We start from the raw sequence: 23,949 nt of genomic DNA, 5'->3' as shown, positions 1-23,949 counted from the left end.
TGATTGTCCTGCCAATCACATTGATCCTCACCTGCCTGCTTAGCGGGATGCCATCCGCGCTTGTGATATGGCTCGGTGAGTCACTTCGAATTCGCTCAGTGCTGTTTTACGCGGCCGCTGGCGCTGCGATCGGAGCCCTGATTGCGAACGGCATCTTCGGGACGCTCTTTGAGATGGATGGGCTGTTTGCGTTGGCTGGATGTCTGGCCGGGGTCGCTTATTGGTCCGCTGCAGGAAAGGACGCGGGCGCTAGTTAGCTCCCGCGGCGCTCCGAAACGTCGCCGCTACTGCGCGCAGCGCCGCAAGCTTCGCGGGATCGCTGACCTTCGAATGCAGCATGACCTTCGAGCTGCCGAGCTTTGGCAGCTTGTGCGCAGGGCCGATATCGACCAATCCGGGCGGCGCAATCCGCCGCGCCAGCGGTGCGATCGCAAGCCCGGCGAGCGCAGCCGCCACTACCGCTGTCACACCGCCGCCGACAAAGCGCTCGCGCCAGGCGAGGCCGGCCTTGTCGAGCGCGCGCACGGCGACGGCGCGGACGCCGCAGGGGCGGGGCGAGGGTTGCGAGCGGCAGGGCTTCACCCTTCGGCAAGGTGAAGCGTCGCGACGCGAACCAGCCGAACTCGTCCTCGGTCAGCTTCTCGCCACCACGGCGGCTGCCTTCCTGGCGGACAATCACGGCGTCGAGTTCGCCAGCATCATAGGCATCCTGCATCTCGCGCGAGAAGCCGATGGTGACGGCGAGGGTGAGATTTGACGACATCGCGTGCAGGCGTTCGAGCAGCGGAACGAGCTCGGGGCCTGCGGCGTGATCGGAGATGCCGAGCGAGAGCGACTGCGCGGCCGGTGCTTCGCCCGAGAGGGCGCGGTCGTGCGCCGCGATCAGGACCCGAGCGCGATCGAGGAAGCCGGCGCCGTCGGCGGTGAGACGGACTGCACGCGGCGAGCGTTCGACGAGGCGTTTCCCCAGCAAGGTCTCCAGCCGTTGCAGCTTGAGGCTGACGGCGGCCTGGGTCGTGCCGAGTGCCTCGGCGGCACGGGTAAAGCTCTGGAGGTCGGCGACCAGCAGGAAGGCCTGGACGGTGGCGATGTCGAGTGTGGCGGTCATTTTGAATTGTTATCACTGGTATCAACAGAGATAAGATACCAAAATGACCGGAGGAGATCTAGCTTCTCATCAACGCCGCGCAACCAGCGCAGCATCTTGAGGAGAACGACAATGCCGCTGATCACCGTGTCCTACGCCACCTCCCGCCAGTCGCCCTCGCTGAAGGCCGACATCGCGAACGCTGTCTCCGAGCTCACCGCTGAGATACTGCACAAGGATCCCGCGGTCACCGCCATCATCGTGAAGGCCGTCGATGCCAGTGACTGGTTCGCCGGCGGCAAGTCGCTCGCCGAGCAGAAGCTCGCCAGCTACTGGATCGACATCCATGTCAGCGAAGGCACCAACACCAAGGACGAGAAGGCGGCCTATCTCGCCGCGATGTTCAAGCGCATGGCCGAGATTTTGGGACCGATGCATCCCGAGACCTATCTGCACGTCGACGAGGTCAAGAGCGACGCCTACGGCTTTGGCGGCCTGACCCAGGAGCGGCGCTACATCGCCGGCAAGCTCGAGGTTTCGCTGAAGGCGGCGTGACGCCGCAAGCCGCGGGTGAGCCGTCTCACCCGCGGCCTGCGTCGCTTGGAATTGTCAGCTCGCCGCGCGGAACTGAACTTCCGAATTGTTCAGAAAGCACGTCTTGTCGAACAGCTTCAGGTCCAGTGGGTTTGGCAACCTGACATCGCTGAGATCGGGGCAGGGCTTGATGGAGGAATCGTAGGACCGGTCGATCTGCGAGATGAAGACGACGATCAGCCCCTTGTCGCGCGCGAAAGATTTCAGCACGCGCACCTGAACGGTCAGGTCCGGGTTTTCCCGCCGCTGGTCGAGCAGTTGCAGATAATCGATCACCACGATTGTGCCGCGAGGGGCCGTCGCCATCTGCTTCACGACGTAATCGGCGCTGATGACGTCGGAGCAGTCGACCTCGAAGAGTTCGTCGAATTGCGCCGGCTCCACCCCGATCGCGCGCAGGCGATCCAGCACATCCTTCTCGGTATATTCGAGCGAGAAGAACGCTGCGCGATGGCCCGACTTCATCGCCTCGACGGCGAGTTCGAGGCTCATCAGCGTCTTGCCCTGGCCGGGGCGCGCGCCGACCAGCACGAGGTCGCCAGGCTGGAATTGCGGGAACAACTTGTTGGCCGGAGTCATCGCCGTCGCCTTCGCCGCGAGCATGCTCCAGGCGGAAAACCTTTCCGTCGCAGCAATGCGATCGAGCGCGGCGTGCAGCGGAATGCCTTGCTCGCGCGACAGGCGCTTGGCTCGTCGCTTGAGATGGTAGATCGGCGTAGAAAGCTTCATCGTCAAAACCTCCCATTGCGAGCAGAAAGCGCAATCCCTCCTTATGCCTGGCGCTCGAACAGTCGGTCCGATGTTGAGTCGCCCGGCATGATGTCTGCTTTCCCGGCGGAGGGGGGAGGCGTGGGCGGCGCCGGAATCGAGCATAGCCGATTCCGTGGCGTGCGGAGAACACGCGCGGTCGGGCTCGAACAGGAAAACGCTAGACGGCCGCTTCCGGCACCAACGCTTTGGTCGGCCCGAACAGCTCCTCGAACGCCTGCCGTAGCGCGATGTCGACATCGGCCATGGTCACGAGCTGGCCGAGATCAACCAGCGAGGTGACGCCATAGCGGGGATCGGCGACACCGCAAGGAACGATGCCGGCGAAATGCGACAGCTCCGGCTCGACATTGATGGCGATGCCGTGGAACGAGACCCAGCGCTTCAGCCGCACACCGATCGCCGCGATCTTGTCTTCGTGCTCAGGCCCCTTGTCGGGCCGCTTCACCCAGACGCCGACCCGGTCCTCGCGCCGCTCGCCGCGGACGTTGAAGGCGGCGAGCGTCTTCAGGATCAGCTCCTCCAGGCTCGCGACATAGGCCCGCACGTCCGGCCGGCGGCGCTTGAGGTCGAGCATGATGTAGGCAACTCGCTGGCCGGGCCCGTGATAGGTCAGCTGCCCGCCGCGCCCCGTGGCGAAGGTCGGGAATCGGGCATCAAGCAGGTCGCTTTCCTTGCCCGAGGTGCCGGAGGTGTATAGCGGGGGGTGCTCGAGCAGCCAGACCAGCTCCGGCGCCTCGCCCGCCGCGATGGCGGCGACGCGCGCTTCCATTTCGGCGACGGCGTCCGGGTAGGGCACCGGCGCATCCGAGATTCGCCATTCGACGGGCGTGCCGCCGGAGGCGGAAAACGACGTCAAATCGAGCTCTTGACGTTGGCTTTGGCGGGGGTCTTGAGGCGAATTAACCATTGGCTAACCATAACGTGGTGATGATTGCAGGCGCAAATGCCAAGTCCTTTGGCGTTGAGTCCCAGGTTGCGGCGGTCCTGACAGTGCCCACTCTCGATAAAGTCACCGTGGATCTCATGGTCGTCCTCGGGACGACCACCATGCCAATCCATCAAGTATTACGTCTTTCCCGCGGCGCCATCATCGAGCTCGATGCAACCGAGGCCGACGAGGTCAAGGTCCTCGCCAACAATCTGCCGGTGGCCTCCGGCGTCGTGCTGGTCGACCGCAACCGGATCGCGGTCGAGGTCAAGCAGATGCTGCCCCGCTCGCCCGGGACCCGGTAGGGCTCGGGGCACACGGCAGCAGCCAAGTACTTGATAAGGCTTTGGCACCCGATAGGGCCGATCCGGGCAGGGAATAGGGATTTTTCCCGCTAAGCTGTGGAATTCGGGGCCTTTGCAGGCTTGTATCCCCCTGATGGATTTGTTAGATCGGCGGCCGCTGATCCGGCCACCCGAACAACCTCAGGCCGGCATCTCCTAGCGCTCGTGGCGGAACTGGTAGACGCGCTGCCTTGAGGTGGCAGTGGGTAACACCGTGGGGGTTCGAGTCCCTCCGAGCGCACCATAAGCCCATATTTCACGTTGAAATCATTAGGCTTTTTCTGGGGTCTGCCCGGAAATGTTATGACTCCGTTCTCGCTAGGCGTTCGCGTGCCGTTGGCCCGAGGCGCTGCCGGCCAGTCATCGAGTGACTGGCTCTGATCGAACGTGACGATCTTCTCAATCCCACTGATTCCAAGGCTCTCTCGATTGGCTTGCGCGGTGTAGTGAGCGGGCATTTTGGGGTCGGTGCAGCCGACCATCGGCATCATCTGGCTTTCGGTGCAGTCTGCATAGGCAGCCACTTCGGCTCTAGCCTTGCGGACGCCATGGCCGCTCTTTTTCGGTTCGTTCACGGCGGCCAGGACCGCGTATTTCTTCAGTTTGGCCGCCCATGCGAAGCACTCAGAAAGGCGTGTGAGACCGCTACGCCTGTCTTATGCGTGATGGCGCCGCGGTCATCCTGAGTTCGGGCGAGACCATTGAGTACCGCTTCATGTGCGAAGGCCTGAAGGAGGCGAAGGGCATTAGCTGGACAACCTTTTCGGAGGTGGTCGACGCCGGAGCCCGATCGCCTCGGCATCCGGGCCGCTCGTTTCATCAGGTTTCAGATCGTGTCATTAGCCTTCAAGGAGGAGCATGCGCTGCCTGCTTCTTTCTCCCGTTAATCCAGACCCTTAGCGGGGGCCGGTAGCTCCCCATTGCTCCTGGGATTGTCTCTCTCAGCGGGACTTCAGAAAAATTTTGCAGACGTCGGCCCGACTCCATGAGATGCATGAGCGGGCGCAGTGCCGCGCGCGCGGGGTGGTAGTCGATAGGTTCAGGTTTCGGATCGGAGCCGCCGCGCTGCTCGTTTTTAAGAATGCGTTTGAGATGGCTGTCACGCGCCGTTGGCGGTCCGTGAGCCGAGGGAGGGGGGCTTGGGACCTCTTGCGATTGACGGTTTCGGACCTTCCGCCGGATTGTCGCGACGCCGATGGTGATGACTGCAGACGATATCCTGTCGCATCCGGCGTTTGAGAGCTGCGTTCGCGGCCAGGCTCAGGCAATGCTGGCGATACAGGAGGCCAGCCCGCGAACTTCGTCGCCGTTCGCGACCCAGCAGCGCTGGCTGATGAGTCAGGCGATGCTGGCGGCTTATTTTCGCAACGAGGCACAGCAGACCGATTCCGGAATTCTGCCCGCACGACTGGTCGATCCGATCGTCGCCCACGGACTCGCAAGCCGCAACACTGCGTCAGCCTTCGTCAACGAGATGCTGAAATACGGCACCGTGCGCCATGTTGCGGGGAGCGAAGGCCGGCGCTATCGGCCGATCGAGCCGTCGCCGCTGGCGCTTGCAGTGTTGTCGCATTGGCTGGCGGCGCATCTGACGGCGCTGGACGGGCTCGATGGCGGCAACAGGTCGGCTGAACTGCGTGAGCGGCCGGCTCTGCTCGGCGCGATTCAGCCGCTGATCGCCGATGGCCTGCTGGCATCGCGCGCGGTTCGGGAGCCGAACGGAACCTTCTCGCTGTTTACCTGGATCGACGATGGCGGCGTCGTGATGGATCGCCTGATCGTCGGGTGTCAGCAGGATTCGATCGCTCTGTCACGCATTCCGACCGACGTGACGTCGGTTTCGCGGTTGGCGCAGGGCCTCAATTTGTCGCGGAGCCAGCTCGCCCGCAAATTCGTCGTCGCCGAGACGATGGGCAGTCTTGGCTGGTCGGGCGCCCGCGGCAAATCCGCGTTGTGGGTCTCGGCCGAATTCTGGCGCGAATATCACGCCGCCCAAGCGGTGAAGCTCGCCATCATCGAGTCGGCTTTCGAAGCCTGTCGCGCGTATGGCGCTGGCGATCAGGCGCGCAGCGTAGCGGCATCCCGATGATGCCGCTCATCGCGAAAGTCGCGAGGATCAGCCGTGCCAGAACCGATAGTCAAGACCGATACGAAACTGGTCGAACCGCTCGCCGCGCGACCAGCTGAAGGTCTGGGTGCTGCCCGCAAATCCGGCAGTGGATACCGAACTGGTGACGTTGCCGAGATCGACATGAAGCCATTCGGCGCGCGCAAACCAATTGCCGTCGATATTCCATTCGCCGCCGAGGCCCGCCGCCCAACCAGACCGCGTCACCGAACTGCTCGACGTTCCCGCGGTCGCTAAGGGCGACACGCCACAGCCGCCGACAAGACAGCTTTGTGTTGCCGTTGTATCAACGCGTCCCCAAGCAGCGCCGCCGGTGACGTAGATCAGGAATTTGTCCATGGCGATGGTGCCAAACCGGCCGCGCACCGTCGAGAGCCAGGCCGTCTTGCTGCTCAGCGAGTCGGTGCCGAAGCCGGTATCGCCGCAGACACCCGGCGCAATGGTCCCACGGCAGAAGCTGTATTTGGCATTGGTGAAATCGCCATCGGCTTCGATGCCGACAAGCCAGCGCGGAGCGAATTGCCAATTGTAGCCTGCTTGAGCGCCACCGATAAATCCGGTCGCGTTGATACGATTGCCGGCCGGAAATGAGAGGTTGGCGAGCGTATCCGTAAAATTCGATGTTCCCGAATTCGAATTGCTGACGCCACCAATGTTGCCGCCGATATAAAAGCCGGTCCAGCCGAGCGCCGGCGGTGCGGCGACCACGGGCGCCTTGACGGCCATGTCCGCCGCAATCGCCGGCGTCGCGACGAGAGCCGCAAGGCCAAGAATACTGAGCGCGACTTTGTTCAATGCCCCCTCCAGAAAACGCTTCGTCGGCAACGGACGAATGAAAGCAATTAGTGGTTGACCCTAGCATCCGAAAATAGCGCACACCACTACTATGTGAAAGTTAGTGGCGTTCTCGGCATGCGCATTTCAGGGAGTCGATTCAGACGATTCGTCCACGCCGCGCGGATATTGCAGGACGCCGATTATTGCGGAGCGTCATTGCGAACGTGCATTCACAAACAAGGTCCTGCATCTGCTCATTTTTGGGCTTCGGCCTGCTGAAATGTGCTTTGCCCCACGCATGACGACTGAACTGCCTTGCGCTCGAGACTGACGTAAACGATAGGTGATTCAGCCGACGGTAACCGGGAGGATGGCGGTGAAGGCGAAGGGTAAACGCACAGGCAAATCGTCGAGCGACACGACCGCCAAATTCCAGCCCCTGAGCGCGGACGACCTCAACGGCATTGTTGGTGGAAATATCACGCCGCCTCCCGGTCAATTCAATTCGATTGCGGGCTTCGATACGTCCCATCTGAATCTCGATGCGAACTCGATGCTCGCCGGCGTCTCTTCCCAGGAGATCGCGCAGGCCGTCGTCAATCACCAGACGACCGAAACTCAGGCCATGCATTTGATCGAGGCGGTGGCTGCCTACGATCAGACTCACGCCACTCAGGCGCTTGCTGACTTTGCCGGCGCGATCACGCAGACTTCGGGCCACAGCAATGATGGGTATGCGGTCGGCGCCGAGATCGGCCATCTGATCGCCGCGGGGCAGGTGAGTGCCACGCAGGCGATATCGGACATTGCGGGAGCGGTTACCGCAGGGCAGTCGACCGGCCATGTGGCGGTCACCATGCTCGCGGGTATGAGCGGACCGGTTTCCGCGAGCGTTCAGGCCGCGGCTGGAACGGAAATCGCGGCGCTGGTGACCGCGGGCAGCCTCACCGCAACACAGGCCGTAACCGACATCGTCAACGCAAATGGTGCGGCGGGTGCGCTGACCCTCGATCAAGTTATCAATGTCCTGAACGATGCAGCCGGTACGCCGGCGATGCACGCCGCGGTCGCGAGCGAGTACAACAGCCTGATGGCGAGCGGTCTGACCACGGGCAACCACATCACCGCCGATATCGGTGCCGCAGCGGCGCATTCCTATTCGGGAATCAGCCACGATTCGACCGCCGACATGAACATGATCATGGTCGCGAAAACCCTGACCATGGATGCGGTGATCGCTGGCGATTATGGCGCTCTGGCGGGTTTCCAGCCGTTGTTGGCCACGATGCAGAACGCCGTCGCCAACGGCAACGAGTCCGTTCTCGACAACGCAGTGGCCAATAGTGTGCTGTCGCTGGTGAATGCCGGCGGCCTCACGCTGACGACGGCCGTTGCGGATCTGGTGCAACAGATCAACAGCCACGCCATCAGCGGCGATCAGGGCTTTGCGCTGCTGAATTCGCTGGTGAACCTCGCGCCGAACTACTCCAATCTTGCGAACAACGTCGGTAGTCCGCTCTCGGTCGATGCCGTACTCAATCAATTGGCGCCGGCGAGCGCGCAGACGGGGAGTCTTTCCGACGTCGTCGCCGCAGTGAATTCCGGTCGGTTGGCAGTGGGGCAGGCCATCGCCGCGCTTGGCGGCCTTGCCGCCGGCTCCACGGTCGCGCAGATCACGGCAGGTGCCGACATCGCCGGATTCATCCAGTCGGGCTATATTACCACCAATGCGGCCATTGCTGACATCGTCAGCTCCAACTGGTCCACTACGGAGACGTTCAATTTCCTGCTCGGCATGGCGAGCAGCGGCAACACCGCGATCGCGGGCGCGCGATTGCGGAAATGCCGAGCGTAAGCTCGCCGTCGCAGGCGATCGCCGCCATCAATTCCGCCATTGGCCTGACCGCGATCACGCCGACGCAGGCGCTTGGTATCCTGGTTGATCTCGCCGGTTCGACCGGTACGCAAGCGGCTGTCGCCGGTGAGATCGATTCCCTGATCTCGAACCACCAGCTGACCACGTCGCAGGTCATGACCGCCATCGGCAGCGCGGTGACCTCATCGGCCCTGACCGCGACGGAAGCCGTGACCTTGCTGGCAGACATCGCGGCGCCGGCGTCCACTGCCGTGCAGACCGCCGTCACAGCGGAAATTGCGTCTCTGGTGACCGCTGGCAATCTGACCGCCGATCAGGTGGTCACGGCGCTGGCTGGTCTTGTCGCGGGCGGCGGGGCTGCGATGCAGTCATTCGTTGCGACGGAGATCGGCGCGCTTGTCGCGGCGAACCAGATCACGACGGTGCAAGCGTTCGCCGACATCGCGGCCGCAGGTGCTTCACATGTTCTGAACCCCGGTCAGACCATTGCCCTGCTGGCGTCTTTGGCTTCCAACTCAACGCCTCTGCAATTCACCTTGGGGTCCGACATCGCCACGATGATCGGGTCGGGTGCGATCACGGCAAGTGCGGCGGTTACCGACATCGCCGGCCTCAACCTGTCGGCGTCGGAGGCATTCAATATACTGCTCGGCCTGGCCACCAGCGGCGACACAGCGACCGCAAGGGCCGCCACCGCGGGAATGGCGAGCCTGCTGTCGCCAACGCAGTTGGTCAGCGACATCGATTCCGCTATTGCCACATTCACGATTACCGCTGCACAGGGAGTGGGTCTGCTGATGGACCTCGCCAGCAGTGCGAGCATGACGCCGGCGGTCGCCGTCGAAATCGATTCACTGATCGCGAGTAATCAGATCACCGCCAGTGCGGCGATGAGCGCAATTGGCGCGGCGGTGACGTCGTCCGTCCTCACGGCGGCGCAAGCCGTGACTTTGCTGGCCTATGTCGCGGTCCCGGCTCCGACGGCCGTGCAAAATGCGGCCACCGCCGAAATTACGACACTGCTGACGAGCCGCGCGATCACGGCCGATCAGGTGGTCGGTGCGCTGGCCAGTGTCTTTGCTGGCGGCACCACAGCGATGCAGGCATTCGTGGTCGCGGAGATCAACGGGCTGGTTGGCGCGAACCAGATCACGGCCATTCAGGCCGTCAGCGACATTGCGGCCGCCGTGACCGCGCATGTCCTGACCGCCGACCAGGCCGTCTCCTTGCTGAACATGCTGTCCGCCACCGGATCGACCGCCATGCAGGCCGCGGCCGGCGCCGAGATCGCGGCGCTGATCGGCTCGGCCTCGATTTCCACCACCAATGCCGTCGCCGCCATCACCCACTCGACCAACACGAGCAGTGTCGCCTCGATCGAACTCGCGATCGTGCAGCTGATGAACGTCGCGGCGAGCGGCAATGCGTCGGTGCGCGCGGAGATCAACGCGGACATCGCGGCGTTGATTTCGGCGACCTTCCCGGCCGATACCGCGGTGACCTTCCTCGCTAGCCTCGCCGCGAGCAACAACGCCGCGCTCGACAATGCGGTCGCCGGCACGATTCTGTCTCTGGTCGGAGGCGGCGCGTTGTCGATCACCTCCGCGATCGCGGACGTGACGCAGGCGGTCAGCACCCAGGCCATCAGCGCCGACCAGGCCGTGGCGCTGTTCGCGTCGATGCTTGGCGCCGTCGGGAGCAACGCCATCAACCAGGCCGCGATCGTCACGGCGCTCGGTCAACTGGTCTCCGGTTCGCTCACCCTGTCGGCCGTCATGGCGGACATCGTCACGGCCGTGGGTGGTGGTCAGTTGACGGCGGCGCAGGCCATCTCGGCCTTTATCAGCCTGATTGCCGGCGGGTCCATCGGCGTCCAGGTCGCCGCCGGGACCGAGATTGCCGCGCTGATCCAGACCGGCGCGATCACCGCCAGCGCTGCGATTACGGCGATCGGTGGCCTCGCCTCGGCCGAAACCTTCAACATCCTGATCGGCATGGCGGTCAGCGGCAATGCCGCGACCACGAGTGCGGCCGTCGCGGACATCAGCACGCTGGTGTCGCCGGGGCAGGCGCGCCTCGACATCATCGCGGTGCTGAACGCGTCCGCCGTCACGGCGCCGCAGGCGCTGCCCATTCTGGTAGACCTCTCCGTCATCCCGTCGTCACCCGGCGACGGGTTTTCCTGGCAAACGATGATGTCCCAGGAAATCTCGACATTGCTGAGCGCTAGCCAGGTCTCGGCGACGCAGATCACCGCTGCGGTCGACGGCGCCGTTAGGGCCTCAGCTATCACCGCAGCCGCGGCCGTGAACCTGCTGACCAATCTCGGCTCGTTGGGGTCGACGAGCACGCAGACCGCGATGTCGGCAGAGATCGTCGCGCTGATCACCGGGGGCAAGATCACGGCCGTGCAGGCGATCGCGGGGCTGACCAGCGTCTTCACCGGGTCTGGTGGCAGCGAAGGCGGCAGCGTGGCGTCGTTCACGACGAACTTCGTGTCGCATACCATCGGCGCGCTGGTTGCGGCCGGGCAGGTCTCCAACACGGCCGCGATCAACGACATCGTTGGGCTGATCTCGTCGAGATTCACGCCGGCGACGGCGGTGGTCGTGCTAGCCGGATTTGCGTCGAACAACAGCCTGACGCTCGACAATGCGGTGGCGGCCGCCATCGTGTCCCTGCTGAACGCCCAGACATTCAGCATGACTCAGGCCGCCCGTGGCGTCTCCACCGCGGTGAGCAACGGCGCGATTACCGCTGACCAAGGCATCACCTTGCTGGCGGCGATGCTCGGCATCACCGGCAATGTCAATCCGAATTCGCCGCTCGGCCCGACCGGAATCTATCAGGCGCTCGCGGCGCTGGTTCCCTCGCAGATCACCGCGACGGCGGCCGTGGCGGACATCGTCACGGCGGTCGGCAACGGCCAGCTGACGGCGGTGGAAGCGATCAACGCGTTCGCCTATGTGGCGAGCTCCATCGCGGCGCAATTCGCCGCGGGCCAGGACATCGCCGCGATGATCCAGTCCGGGGCCATCACCGCCAGCGCCGCCATTGCACAGGTCGGCAGCCTCGCCCCGGGCACCATTAACAGCAACGAAGCGTTCTATATCCTCGCCGGCATCGCGCTCAATGGCAGCAGCGCGACCGCAAGCGCCGCCGCCGTCGTCATGGCTGGCCTCGGCGTGCCGGGGCAGGCGACCCAATACATCACCACGGCCGTCAACAGCGCGGCGATGACGGTCCCGCAGGCGGTCAGCATCCTGCTCGAGCTCGCGGCCGTCACCGGCATGCAGGCGGCTGTCGGCGCCGAACTCGGCACATTCATCTCGAACAACCAGATCACCACGGCGCTGGTGATGACCGATATCGGCAACGCGGTGGCGGCGTCGGTTCTCACGGCGACGCAGGCCGTGGACGTGCTGGCGGATCTCGCGGCGCCGGCCTCGTTGGCGGTGCAAAACGCTGCCGCAGCGGAAATCACCGCGCTGGTGAGCGGCGGCTACATCACCGGCCATCAGGCGGCCACGACGCTGATTGGTCTCCTCACCGGCGGCACGGCGGCGATGCAGGTCTTCGCGCTCTCCGCCATCAACGCGCTTATTGCCGCGAACCAGGTCGCCGCCACGCAGGTGGTGGCCGACGTCGCCGCCGCTGGCGCCGCCAATGCGCTGACCGCGGACCAGACGATCTCGTTGCTGACGTATCTGGCCGAGTCCGGGTCCGGGGCGGTGCTGGCCGCCGTCGGCGCCGATATCGCCGCGATGGTCACGGCCGGTACCGTGACCGCCACCCAGGCGGTCGCCGACATCTTCGGTACCACCGACACCATTACGCCGACCAGTATCCTGCCCGCCATCCCGGTGATGATGTTCGCGGCCGCAAGCGGCAATGCGAGCTTGCAGAGCGCCATCGTTGCACAATTGTCGTCGCTGGTCGCGCCGTTCTACAGCGCCAGCAGTCTCGATCAGAACGTCGTCTCGGCGCTGAACGGCGCCTTCGCGGTCAGCAATGTCCCGAGCATCGTGCATATGATGCGCGATTTCCCGGGGCTAAACGTTTCGGCGGCCGAGGTGAACGCTGACATCGTCAGCGCCGTTGCGAGCGGAGCGCTGACGGTGAGCCAGGCGATCGCGGTCCAGCAGGCGCTCGCGGCTCAGCTCGGTTCTGCGTGGCCCAATACGCCGATCACCCAACCCCAGATGGCGACAGCGCTCGGAGCGCTCGCCGCGTACAACAACCCGACGGTCAATTCGCTTGTCGCCAGCACCATCTGGTCCATGGTCAGTGGCGGCCAGTTCGCGTCGTTCAATGTCGTGCTGAACCCTGCCGTCAACGGCAACGCCACGCTCAATGTCACGCAGCAAGCGGCGCTGTTGCTGGCGCTGGCGGCCGACGCGCCCAGCGGCGCGAACAGCACCGTCTACCTCAACACCATTGGCAGCGTCTTCGCCTCTCTGACGGCCGCCCACGGGCTCCCGCTCACCCAGGTGACAGCCGATATCACTGCCGCGGTCAACGCCCATCAATTGACCGGCGGCCAAGCGGTTCAGGTGCTGGTCGGCGCCGGATCCATCAGCATCGCCGCCCAGATCGTGGTCGGCGGCCAGATCGACGCGCTGATCCAGGCCGGCAGTGTCAGTGTGTCCGATGCCGTCGCGCTCGTCGCCGCGCTCGGCGCTGCCGACGCGTCGTTCGGCGTGCTGATCGGCATGCTGGTCAGCGGCAACAGCGCAAACATCAGCACTGTTGCGCAGGAGATGCTGAGCCTTACTCAGATCCAATTCCCCGCGTCGGCCTTCAACGACATCAACACCGCGATCTACGCCGGCGCCATCACGGCGGATCAGGGCCTTGCGGTGCTGGCGGCGTTCGCCGCGGCCGGCAACGCCTCGACCCAGATTTCGGTCGGTGCGGAGATTGCTGCGCTGATCGGCAACAGCACCATCACGTTGACCGGTGCGATCACCGACATCGGCGCTGCCGTCACGTCGACGGTCCTGAGCGGCGCCCAGGCGGCCAACATCCTGCTCGGCCTCGCGAGCCAAGGGAGTGTGACGACGCAAGTCGCCGTCGGCGGCGAATTCGCCGCGCTGGTGACGGCGAACGCTCTGAGCGCCAATGCGGCGACGGCCGACATCGCGGCCGCGGTTCCATCGATCATCACGGCCAGCCAGTCCTTCAATATCCAGATCGGGATGGCGTTGAGCGGCGACCCGGCGCTGCAGACAACCCTGACGCCCGCACAGGTCATGACCAACATCAACGGCGCGCTGGGCGCGTCGTCGATCACGATCACTCAGGCGCTCGCCTTGCTGGCGCAGCTCGCGAGCGGCAGCAGCGCCATGCAGTCGGCGGTGGCCGGCGAGATCAATCTGCTGGTCGGCAACGCGACCATCACCGCGGCGACAGCGGATCAGGCGTTCGCGGTGCTGGCGCAGCTCGCACACGTCGGCAACAGCAGCATCCAGTCGGCGGTTGTCGGCGACATCAATCTGATGATCGCGGATTCGATCATCACCACGTCGCAGGCGATGACCGACATCGCCACGGCGGTGCACGGTGCGTCGCTGACTGGCGATCAGGCGGTGGCGCTGCTGGTGGGCATTGCCGCGCAAGGCACGCTCAGTGTGCAATTCGCGGCCGGCGGATCGATCGTCGGGCTGATCGCGGCCGGCCAGCTTGCGGCCACCAGTGCGGCGACCGACATCGGCAATGCGGTCACATCGTCGAGCCTCGCGTCCGATCAAGCGGTCGCGATCCTGCTTGGTATGTCGGTCGGCACCAATGCGGCCGCGGCCTCGGCGGCAGCGCACGAACTGCAGATTCTCGTCACGCCCGCGCAGCTCATCGCCGACATCAACAACGCGGTGACGGCGTCCCAGCTCACCGCGACCCAGGCCTTGAGCGTGCTTGCCACGCTGGCGGCGACCGGATCGACCGCGATGCAGACCGCGGCGGTGACCGAGATCAACACCCTGATCGGCGGGCTCACCGTCACGCAGGCGATGAATGAACTGCTCGCCATCGCCGCCAACGGCCTGACCGTGCAGGGCGCGGTGGCGAGCGAAATCAACACGCTGATTTCAGGCAACCTCCTCACCGCTGCGCAGGCGGCGGCCGATATCGGCGCTGCGGTGCCGTCGGTGCTGACGGCGGACGAAGCCGTCACGCTGCTGATCAATCTTGCCACTTCGGCGCCGGCCGCCGTGCAGACCGCCGTCCGCGCGGAGATCTCCACGCTGATCACCGGCGGCCAGATCACCGCCGACCGGGCAGTCATCGACCTTGTGGGCGTTGCCGCGACGGGCTCTGCGGCATTGCAGGCGGCCGTCGTCGCCGAAATCAACACCCTGATTGCCGCCAACCAGACCACCGCAGCGCGGATCATCGCCAATCTTGGCACTGCGGTCGCCACTGGTCTGCTCGGCGTGGACGAAGTGATCACGCTGACAGCGATCCTGGTGGCCTCATCGTCGCAGGCGCAGGTGTATCAGGCCGGACTCGGCATCGCGAACTTCGTCAACTCCGGTCTGGCCACGGCCGCCCAGGCCGTCGCGGATGTGATGAGCGCGACGTCGCAGGGTGTCACACTCGATCAGGCCTACGCCCTGCTGGTCAATGCGGCGGGGGGGAATTCGGCGCTCGACGCCGCGCTGAGGACCCAGCTCTTCACCGGCACCGTGCCCGATCTCCCGTCTCTCGCAGCGCTGCTGCCGGCAGCGAATTCCGCGGTCGCTGCAGAGATCGGAAAGGCGATCCTCTGGACTGCCTATCAGACCCCTGCGACGACGCAGGCTCAAGCCAATCAGGACCCGCAAATCGCCGCCAATGCCATCGTCACGCAGCCGTGCGATCAGGCCGTGACGGCGCTGGTCGCCATGGCGGGCCTCGGCGCCCAATTCGGCGCGAACGCGGGCGACGTCGGGCGGATCTTGGGCGCCGCCGTGATCAACGGAATCGAAGCGATCATCGGCCATGGCCAGGTGACCGGCGCAAGCGCGGTCGCCGATATCGTCAACGGCCTGAATGCCGGGCTGATCTCGGCCGATCAGGCCGCCTACATGATGACGTATCTGGCGAGCTCGGGCTACGTGACGCAGGCTGCCGCCGGCGCAGGCATGGTGGCCGCGATCGCGCAATCTTCGCTCGTCTTCACCAAGCTGTACGCAGGCGACTACACGTATTTCATTCCTTCGCAGTACAACCTCGATCAGCAGGTCCAGCTGTACGCGGGCGTGATCGGTGCGCCCAGCGCCAGCCCGTCGTTGCAAGCCACGGTGGCGGGCTGGATCGCCAGCTATACGCCGCTCTCCCTCTCCGGAGGGCAGGTCGTCGGCGACATCGATGTGTTGGTCGCCAGCGGCGCACTCACGCCCGCGCAGGCAGCGGTCGTATTCTATCAGCTCGGCGCCAACGTCGGCAGCGCTTATGGCGGATATACGGATTCGCTACAGACGGCCCTTCAGGGCGCGATTTCGGGGCTCGGCCCCAACGCCACCGCCGGCATCGTCGAGCTGATCAGCGATCAGATCATCACCGCGGATCATGGCGTCGCCCTGTTGCTGAGCCTCGTTGGCAACGGCACTGGCTCGAACAGCCTGGTCGCCAGCGAAATCGCGACCCTGGTGCACAACAACGCCACGACCGCCGCGCAGGTGATGACCGACATCATCACTGCCGTCAGCTCCGGCGGCGCCACCGTCGACCAGGCGGTCACGCTGCTGGCGGTCCTGTCGGTCCAGGGGAATGCGACGCTGCAATCCGCGGCGGATGCCGAGATTCTCTCGCTCGTCACCGGCAATCAGATCCCGGCCGCGCAGGCGATGACAGATATCGGCAACACCATCGCGGCCGGCACGCTGACCGGCGACCAGGCGATGGCGCTGCTGGCGAGCCTTGCCGGAAGCGGCAATGCGGCGGTACAGGCCGCGATCGGTAGCGAAATCGCAAGCCTCATCGGCGCCGCCAAGCTGACGGCGAGCCAGGTCAACACCGATCTCGCCACTGCGATCACCGCCAACGCGCTGACGGTCGACCAGGCGGTTGTCGTGCTCGGCAGCGAAGCCCTTGCGGGCAGCGCCGCGGTGCGCACTGCGGCCATTGGCGAGCTCTCGGCGCTGGTCAGCGGCAACCAGATCACGGCCGCCCAGGTCGGCGCTGATATCGGCAGCGCCATCGGCACCGGCTTCACGGCCGATCAGGCGGTCGCGCTGCTGGCCAGTATCGCGGCCCAGGGCAATGCGGCCCTGCAGGGCGCTGCCGCGACGGAAATTCTCGCCTTGATCGCTGGCCATCAGGTCACCGCCGCGCAGGCGATGACCGATATCGGAAACGCCATCACCGCCGGAACGCTGACCGGCGACCAGGCCATCGGTGTGTTCGCCCTGCTGGCGAATTCCGGCACCGCGGCCGAACAGGCCACCATCGGGGCCGAACTGGCGACGCTGATCGCCGCGGCCACGATTACCGCCACGCAGGTCACGACCGATATCAACACGGCGATCACCTCCAGTACGTTGACCGCCGACCATGCGGTCGCCGTGCTCGCCAATCTCGCGACTGCCGGCAGCTCCACGGTGGTGGGTGCCGTCGTCACCGAAATCGCCGCGTTGGTCGGCGCGAACAGGATTTCGGCCGCCTCTGTTGCGACCGATATCGTCGGCACCATCGGTGCGTCTCTCACGATCGACCAGGCAGTCGCTCTGCTGGCCGGCGTTGGCGGCCAAAGCGGGGTGGCGCTGCAAGCCGCTGCCATCAGCAACATTCTCACGCTGGTCCAGAACAGCCAGATCACCATCGCGCAGGCGCTCACCGACGTCGGCGGCACCGTCGCGGCCGGCACCCTCACGGGCGATCAGGCCGTCGGCCTGCTGGCGGCTCTCGCCAATGCCGGCAGCGCGGCGCAGCAGCAGGCGGTCGGCACCGAGATCGCGGCGCTGATCGCGGCGAACCGCATCACCGCCTCGCGGGCGATGACGGATCTCGATAGCGCGGTCGCAGCGGGTGCAATCACTGCCGATCGCGGCATCACCGTGCTGGCCGGCGTCTGGCTTGCCGGCGGCACCGGCGTGCCCGCCACCGTGGTCAGCGAAATCCTCGCGCTGGTCACCGAGGCCAGGCTCAGCGCCGCTCAGGCTGCGACCGATATCGGCGGCATGGTGGGCGGCGTGCTCACCGCCAATCAGGATGTGACGTTGCTGGCGAACCTGTGGCTGCAGGGCGGCACGACGGTCCGGGGCGCTGTCGCTCAGGAGCTGGTCACACTCATCACCAACGGCAACGTCACGGCCGCGCAGTTCGGTGCTGCGATTACTGCGGGCGCGCTGACGGCCGATCAGGTTATCGCCCTGATGGCCGTGGTCGCCAGCGACGGCACGACCCAGATTCAGACCGCCATCGGCGCCGGCATTGCGGCGCTGATCGCCGGCAACCAGATCACCGTCACGGCGGCGATCAGCGACATCAACACCGCCATCGCCAACGGCGTGCTCACGCCGGACCAGGGCGTCACGGTCCTGTCCGGCATGTCGGCGAACGGCAGCACGGCAGTGCAGACCGCGGTCGCTGACGAGATCGAGGTCCTGATGGATCCGGTCATTTCGGCCAGCCAGGCGATGGCCGACATCGCCAATGCGGTCGGCAACGGCATCACGATCGACCAGGCCGTCGCAATGCTGGCGGTGCTGTGGACAGAGAACGATGCGACGCTGCAAGGCGCCGTCGTCAGTGAAATTCTCGCACTGATTTCCGGAGGCCAGATCACCGCCGTGCAGGCGATGACCGATATCGGCAACACGCTCGCTGCCGGCACGCTGACCAACACCCAGGTCACAGCGCTGTTCAGCGCGCTCTCGAGCGCCGGATCGTCGACCGTGCAGACCGCGGTGGCCATCGAGGTTGCGAACCTGCAGGGCGTCGCGGGCATCGATGCGCAGGTCACCAGTCACGGCATCACGGCCGCCGCCGCCATTCCGGCGCTTCTGAATCTGCTCGCCGGCGATCCGTCGCAGCAGTCGGCGGTCACGACCGAACTTCTCAAGCTCGCCGGAGAGACGCCCAGCGTTGTTCCGCTGATCGCGTCGGATATCGCCGCAGCCATCGGACAAAATTTCAGTGCCGATCAGGCAATCAATCTGCTCATCGTTGTCGGCGCGCAGGGCAACGCCGCGCTGCAAGCCAGCTGCGGCGCGGAGATCGCGTCGCTGATCACCAGCAACCAGGCCAGCATCGCTCAGGTGATGTCGGACATGTTGGGCGCGGTCGATTCGCAGTGGACCGCGGGTCTCGACCCCTGGGCGCGCACGGGAGCCGATATTCGGACCATATCGCCGGATCAGGCGATTGCGCTGCTGACCGCGATCTCGTCGCATTCGGGCGCCGCCGTCCAGGTCGCGGCCGGCGACACGATCTTCGTGTTCACACAGTTGAACTGGATCTCGGCTGCGCAGGCGGTCGGCGACATCACCGCCGCGGTCACGTCGGGAGCGCTTGGCGCAGGACCTGCGGTGGTCATGCTGGCTGCGGGCGCCGAATTCGCCGCCAATATCCTGCAATCGGGCTACTATACGATCTTCAGCAACGGTATCCCCGCGAACTACGTCGCGCCGACCCAGTCGGTCTTCCTCGGCGGAATCACCACGCTGATTGCCAACAATGCGTTGAGCGCGGCCGCCGCCATGGCGGATGTCGCAACCATCGCGGGCCTCCCCACGCTCGGCTTTACCGATCAGGCGACACAATACTGGATTTATCGGACGCAGTTCGGCAGCGTCACGACCACCCAGTATCAAGGGCCTAGCTACATCTACACCTACAGCATCGATAGCGTCGGGGTGAACGCCACGACCGCGCCCGCTAACGCCAGCCACGTGTTGTCGCTGCTGGTCGGCCTTGCGGAAATCGGCACAACGGCGGTGCAGTCTGCGGCCGGCACCGAAATCTCCACACTGATCGGGCAAAATCAGATCACCGCGACGCAGGCGGCGACCGCCATCGGCGGCGCGATCGGCAATGGCATGACCGCCGACCAGGTGATGGCGATGCTGGCGGGCATCGCCGCCACCGGCAGTTCAACCGCGACGGCGGTGGGTAATGAAATCCTCGCGCTGGTGACCGCCGGCAAGATCACGCCCACGCAGGCGATGACCGATATCGACCACGCGGTCGCCGCGTCGGCTCTGCCGGCCGGCGCTGCGCTCACGGTGCTCAATGCCGTTGCGGCCGGAGGCAATGCCAGCGAGCAGACCGCAGTGATCGGCGAGGTCGGTGCATTGCTCGTTGAAAGCAAGATCACGTTCTCGCAGGCGCTGTCGCTGTTGGCGACCGTCGCGGGCGAAGGCCCGACCGCCGTGCAGACGGCGGCCGTCAGCGAGATCGCAACGCTGATCACGGGCCATCAGCTCACGGCAACGCAGGCGCTGCCGACGCTCATCACCATTGCGGGTGACGGCAACGGTACCGTGCAGGCGGCGGTGGTCAGCGAGATCGTCACGTTGCTTACGGGCAATCAGCTCACCGTGACGCAGGTCGTCTCCGGCATCGGCAATGCTGTCGGCGCGGGCCTCAACGGCGACCAGGCGGCCAGCATGCTGGTGTTAGTCGCGGCGCAAAACACCGCGGCCCAGAGCGCCGTCACGGCCAAACTCGATGCCCTCGTCAGTGGCAACCAGATCACGCCCAGCCAGGTGACGGGCGCGCTCCTTTTTGCGTTCGCAGCCGGAACGATGTCGAACGGCCAGGTGCTGTCGATGCTGATTGGCGTGGCCGCAGGTGGCAATACCGCGCTTGCGCTCGCCGTCGGCGCCGCGATGGATCCGTGGGTTGGCGGCTCTTACAGCCCCAATTATCTCAGCATCAACGGCGTCGCCGCGGTCGTCGCGGCCGTGACCTCGCATACCTTGAGCGCCAACCAGGCCGTCGCGGTGCTCGCCAGCATGGAGATGACTGTCTTCAACTACGAGGTCCAAACGGGGCAGGGCAACTCCGCGCTCTTCGCCGCGTGGGTCACCAACAATCTCGTCGCCACAAACCTTATCACCGCCGAGCAGGCGGTTGGAGCGCTGCTGCCGCTCTGGGGGCAGAACAGTACGTTGCTGCAAGCGACCGTGGTCAAGGAACTGACCGCGCTTCTGGCCGGCAACGGGTCGGGTGCCTTGATGACGCCGGCCGCGCTGATGGCTGACATCACGACGGCCGTCACGTCGAATTCGTTGCCCAGCTCTCAGGCCGTCATCCTGCTCGGCGCTTTGCAGTCGTTGGCGCCGACGACTTCCTATCCGGCCATCCTCAACGAGATCGGCGCGCTGGCCAATCTCGTCGGTGGGGGCCAGATCATCGCGCAAATCCAGGCGACGCTTACCTCGAGCCAGGTCCAGACCATCTTCTCCGACCTCGAAGGGTCGATCTACTTTGTAAACTCCAAGGTGGCGCAATTCATGGCCCAGCTGTTGGCCGGCGTTGCCACCACCGGCGCCGCCAACACGATGCTGGCCGGCGCCGCGCTCGCCTCGATGGTCGTACAGCAGCAGCTCACGGTCTACACGTTCAACATCACGCCGCTGATTACGAGCGGCGCCCTGACCCAGGCCCAGGGCGTCAATGTGCTCGCGGCGACCATCGCCAACCTTCCGTCATCGGCCATCGAGTCCGTCGGCATCGCCGGACAGCCGGGCGTCAACGCGATCAACAACCTCGCCAACTACATCGCCGCTCTGGCAGGTGTCGCGGCGATCGGCGAGATCGACGCCTTTGTCGGTGCGTCGTCGGCGTCGATGACCGCCTGTGGCGCGCTCGCCGGGGCGTTCGCCGATCTTCTCACGCGGTTGAACAGCCAGGGTCAGCCCCTGGCCACCGTCGCGCAGATCGTGACGCAGGTGAACAACGACGTCAGCAACAACGTGCTCGGGGCCGACCGGGCGATCTGGTTGCTCTCGGGCCTCGCCGCTCACGTGACCAGTCCGCTGATCGGTGCCGAAATCGCCACGCTGGTGACCAGCGGCCGCATCACCGCCGCGCAGGCGATCAGCGATCTCGATGCCGCCGTCACGGGCAATCTGTTGTCCGCCAGCCAGGCGATCGCGGTCCTTGGTGGCATTGCGGCGAACGCGCATGGCAATGCCGCGCTGCTGACCGGTGTCGCCAACGAAGTCGCAAGCCTCGAAGGCGCCGTCCTCGGCACCACGCAATTCCAGGCCGCCATCACGTACGCCGCGGGTGAGTTCGTCGCGCTCGCCAGCGGCCAGAAGACCGCCGCGCAGGTGATCACCGATCTTGAAACCTATTCGACCGCCAGCGTTCCGGCGGACGTGCTGCTGAGCGTGGCGCTGATCGAAAGCCAGGGCGCCGGCCTGACGACGGCCGCCAACGCGCTTGCGACCGAGATCTACAACCGCATCAACAACGATGCCGCGGAGAGTGGCCTCGCCCAGCTGGTCTCGCAGGGCATTCTCTCCCTGACGATGGCCCAACAGATCGTCACGCAGGCCTTGACCGCCGCGTGGTCGAACATTCCGACGCCGGTCCTCAATCTGCCAAACGTGCCGGCGACCGGACCTTATTCGGCCAGCGTCACCGGCGGCATCACCGCGCCGATGACCTTGCAGCAGGCTCTCGTTCCCGCGATCGATCTGCTGAACCAGGATGTCATCGCCTATACGGACGCCCCCGCTGTCATCGCCGGAACGATGACCGCTGCGACGGCGATCGCCAACGTCGAAGCCTACAGCGGGTCCTTCCCCTATGTGGTCGACGTGGCGCTGATGCATCTGTCGATGCTGGTGAATGCCGGCGTCGGCCCGGCGCCGAACCTGACGCTTCTGCAGCAGCTGGGCGGTTACACCCCGGCAGATCTCCAGGCCGTCCAGAACGCCTACAACGCCCTCACCGCGGCGAACGCCGCAATTCTGGTGGCGCTGGGCCATCGCCTCGGTACCGGCACCACCGAAATCGGCCTGGTGGGCGCGATCACCGGCGGATACCTGTCGTACGCCCAGGCGATGGCGCTCCTGAACAGCGAATTGACGGCCGCGCTGGTGCATGCCTCGACGACCGAAAACAGCGCGCTGCACAGCGTGGCGTATGCCTGGATCGACATCGTCGCCAACAACATTGCCAACTCCGGCGCCCTCTCGATCCACAACGCCGCGCTGGCGGTGCAGAGCCAGATCGAAAGCGGCGGCCTCACGACCATCCAGTCGTTGCTGACCGGCATTGCGACCGTCAATGCCGTCGAGAGCAATGCGGCCAATTACTCCGTTGAGACCGATCTCGCTGGTCACCTCAGCCAGATGTGGATCTCCTTGATATTGCCGGCCAATGCGAGCGTTACGGACGTGGCCCAGGCCGCTCACACAGCGGCGGCCTGGTACCAGCAGGCCTGGACCACGGCGTGGACCAACTTCCCGCTGTCGCACATCATCGGCGGCGAGATCGTCGGCAATGCGACCGCCGCGCAAGGCTACATGGATCTGCTGTCAAATCTGCTGGTGAGCGGCCTGCCGATCGGGCAGGGGCCGCTGTTGAATGCTCTCGGGCTCGGCAAGAACGTCCAATCCATGCAGTCGGCGCTGATCAACCAGATCTTCGGCACCACCAGCGAGTTCGTCGATCCGGAGGACATGGCCAACGGCTTCGGCGATGTGCTCAGGGACGCCTGGGAAAAGATCAGCTTCGGCTATGGCAAGGGTCTGACCGGAAGCGGCGCCGGCGAGGCGGGCGAATTCGAGGTGGAGCTCAGTGGCGGCGGGCTTATCGAGTTCAGCCCGGCCATGACATTCACGATGGTTCAGCTGGCGTCGAACGGCATGGTCTCGTTGATGACCGCGGACGCCACGGCGAAGTACTTCGACCTCCATCCGGACGGGGTCAATATTTCGGGGCCTCTGCTGGGCGCGTTTAGGCTCATCGCCAATACTTGCAACCTCGTCACCAACCTCCTGAACACCACGGCGCTCACCTACATGGGGCAGATCTATACGATGGGTACGGACATCGTGAATATTTTCGCCGACATCGGCAACACCCAGAAGATCGCTGCAGATGGTGCGGCGCTGGGTGAGGCGTTGTTCCAATATTCGGTGGGCTTCCAGTTCCCGGCCGTGCAGAATCTCGCGCAGGATGTCGGCGCCGCGTTCCAGGATCTGTTCACCGGGCATCCGCTCAGCCTCGCCAGCGACGTGCTGTCGCTTGGTGGCGACGCGATCCGGCTGATCCTGAGCAATCCCTACCTGCAGGCTGCCGCCGCTGTGCTCAACACCTACGCCACGCAGGTGGAGGACGATCTTGGCCTGAACAGGGTTGCCAATGCGTTCGAGAGCCTGGGGGATTGGCTGGCCGAGGCCAGTGCGCTGCCTCCGAACACCACCGTGCAGCCGCTGGGCCTCAACTCGGCGACGTTCTATCAAACCCTTCAGTCGACCTTCAGCTGGCTGTGAGGCAGACGTC

General features: G+C 65.1%; 8 protein-coding genes, 1 tRNA gene and 1 pseudogene. 6 read left to right on the top strand and 4 right to left on the bottom strand.

Features of this window, described 5'->3' with window-relative positions:
- Positions 1–249: 249 nt before the first annotated feature.
- A pseudogene (locus FOM02_RS28720) lies at positions 250–1,108 on the bottom strand (LysR family transcriptional regulator).
- 111 nt (positions 1,109–1,219) lie between these two features.
- Here FOM02_RS28720 and FOM02_RS28715 point away from each other — a divergent pair.
- The gene (locus FOM02_RS28715) at positions 1,220–1,642 is read left to right on the top strand and encodes a tautomerase family protein (RefSeq protein ID WP_027559783.1); all 423 of its coding nucleotides are present in this window, start codon (positions 1,220–1,222) and stop codon (positions 1,640–1,642) included.
- Positions 1,643–1,696: 54 nt separating this feature from the next.
- On the opposite strand, the gene FOM02_RS28710 is transcribed toward FOM02_RS28715, so the two are convergent.
- Positions 1,697–2,410 carry a DNA helicase gene (locus FOM02_RS28710; RefSeq protein WP_027559782.1) on the bottom strand — a complete coding sequence of 238 codons (714 nt, stop codon included), beginning with the start codon at positions 2,408–2,410 and terminating at the stop codon, positions 1,697–1,699.
- 199 nt (positions 2,411–2,609) lie between these two features.
- On the bottom strand, positions 2,610–3,359 hold the full coding sequence (lipB, locus tag FOM02_RS28705; RefSeq protein WP_027559781.1) for a lipoyl(octanoyl) transferase LipB: 750 nt from the start codon (positions 3,357–3,359) through the stop codon (positions 2,610–2,612).
- 83 nt (positions 3,360–3,442) lie between these two features.
- Here lipB and FOM02_RS28700 point away from each other — a divergent pair, with 83 nt between their 5' ends.
- The 3 genes from FOM02_RS28700 (at position 3,443) to FOM02_RS28690 (ending at position 5,813) form a co-directional block, all read left to right on the top strand.
- Positions 3,443–3,685: a FliM/FliN family flagellar motor switch protein gene (locus tag FOM02_RS28700; RefSeq protein ID WP_018647371.1), complete on the top strand. Its 243-nt coding sequence runs from the start codon at positions 3,443–3,445 to the stop codon at positions 3,683–3,685.
- Positions 3,686–3,883: 198 nt separating this feature from the next.
- Positions 3,884–3,968 (top strand) — tRNA-Leu (locus FOM02_RS28695).
- 951 nt (positions 3,969–4,919) lie between these two features.
- Positions 4,920–5,813: a hypothetical protein gene (locus FOM02_RS28690; protein WP_027559780.1), complete on the top strand. Its 894-nt coding sequence runs from the start codon at positions 4,920–4,922 to the stop codon at positions 5,811–5,813.
- 27 nt (positions 5,814–5,840) lie between these two features.
- Here FOM02_RS28690 and FOM02_RS28685 read toward each other — a convergent pair whose 3' ends face one another.
- Entirely contained in the window at positions 5,841–6,647 is an 807-nt protein-coding gene (locus FOM02_RS28685; protein WP_141263003.1) for an outer membrane protein, read from the bottom strand.
- A 358-nt stretch (positions 6,648–7,005) separates the two neighbouring features.
- Here FOM02_RS28685 and FOM02_RS28680 point away from each other — a divergent pair, with 358 nt between their 5' ends.
- The gene (locus tag FOM02_RS28680) at positions 7,006–8,484 is read left to right on the top strand and encodes a hypothetical protein (RefSeq protein ID WP_265440322.1); all 1,479 of its coding nucleotides are present in this window, start codon (positions 7,006–7,008) and stop codon (positions 8,482–8,484) included.
- Positions 8,472–23,939, top strand: a complete 15,468-nt coding sequence (locus FOM02_RS28675; protein WP_265440321.1) for a hypothetical protein — start codon at positions 8,472–8,474, stop codon at positions 23,937–23,939. Before FOM02_RS28680 ends, FOM02_RS28675 begins: the two co-directional genes overlap by 13 nt.
- Positions 23,940–23,949 lie beyond the last annotated feature (10 nt).

This window comes from Bradyrhizobium sp. SEMIA (genome assembly GCF_014844175.1).
GTDB lineage: Bacteria > Pseudomonadota > Alphaproteobacteria > Rhizobiales > Xanthobacteraceae > Bradyrhizobium > Bradyrhizobium arachidis.
Note: the sequence above shows the minus strand (reverse complement) of the source record. Positions and strands in the feature narration are given on the sequence as shown.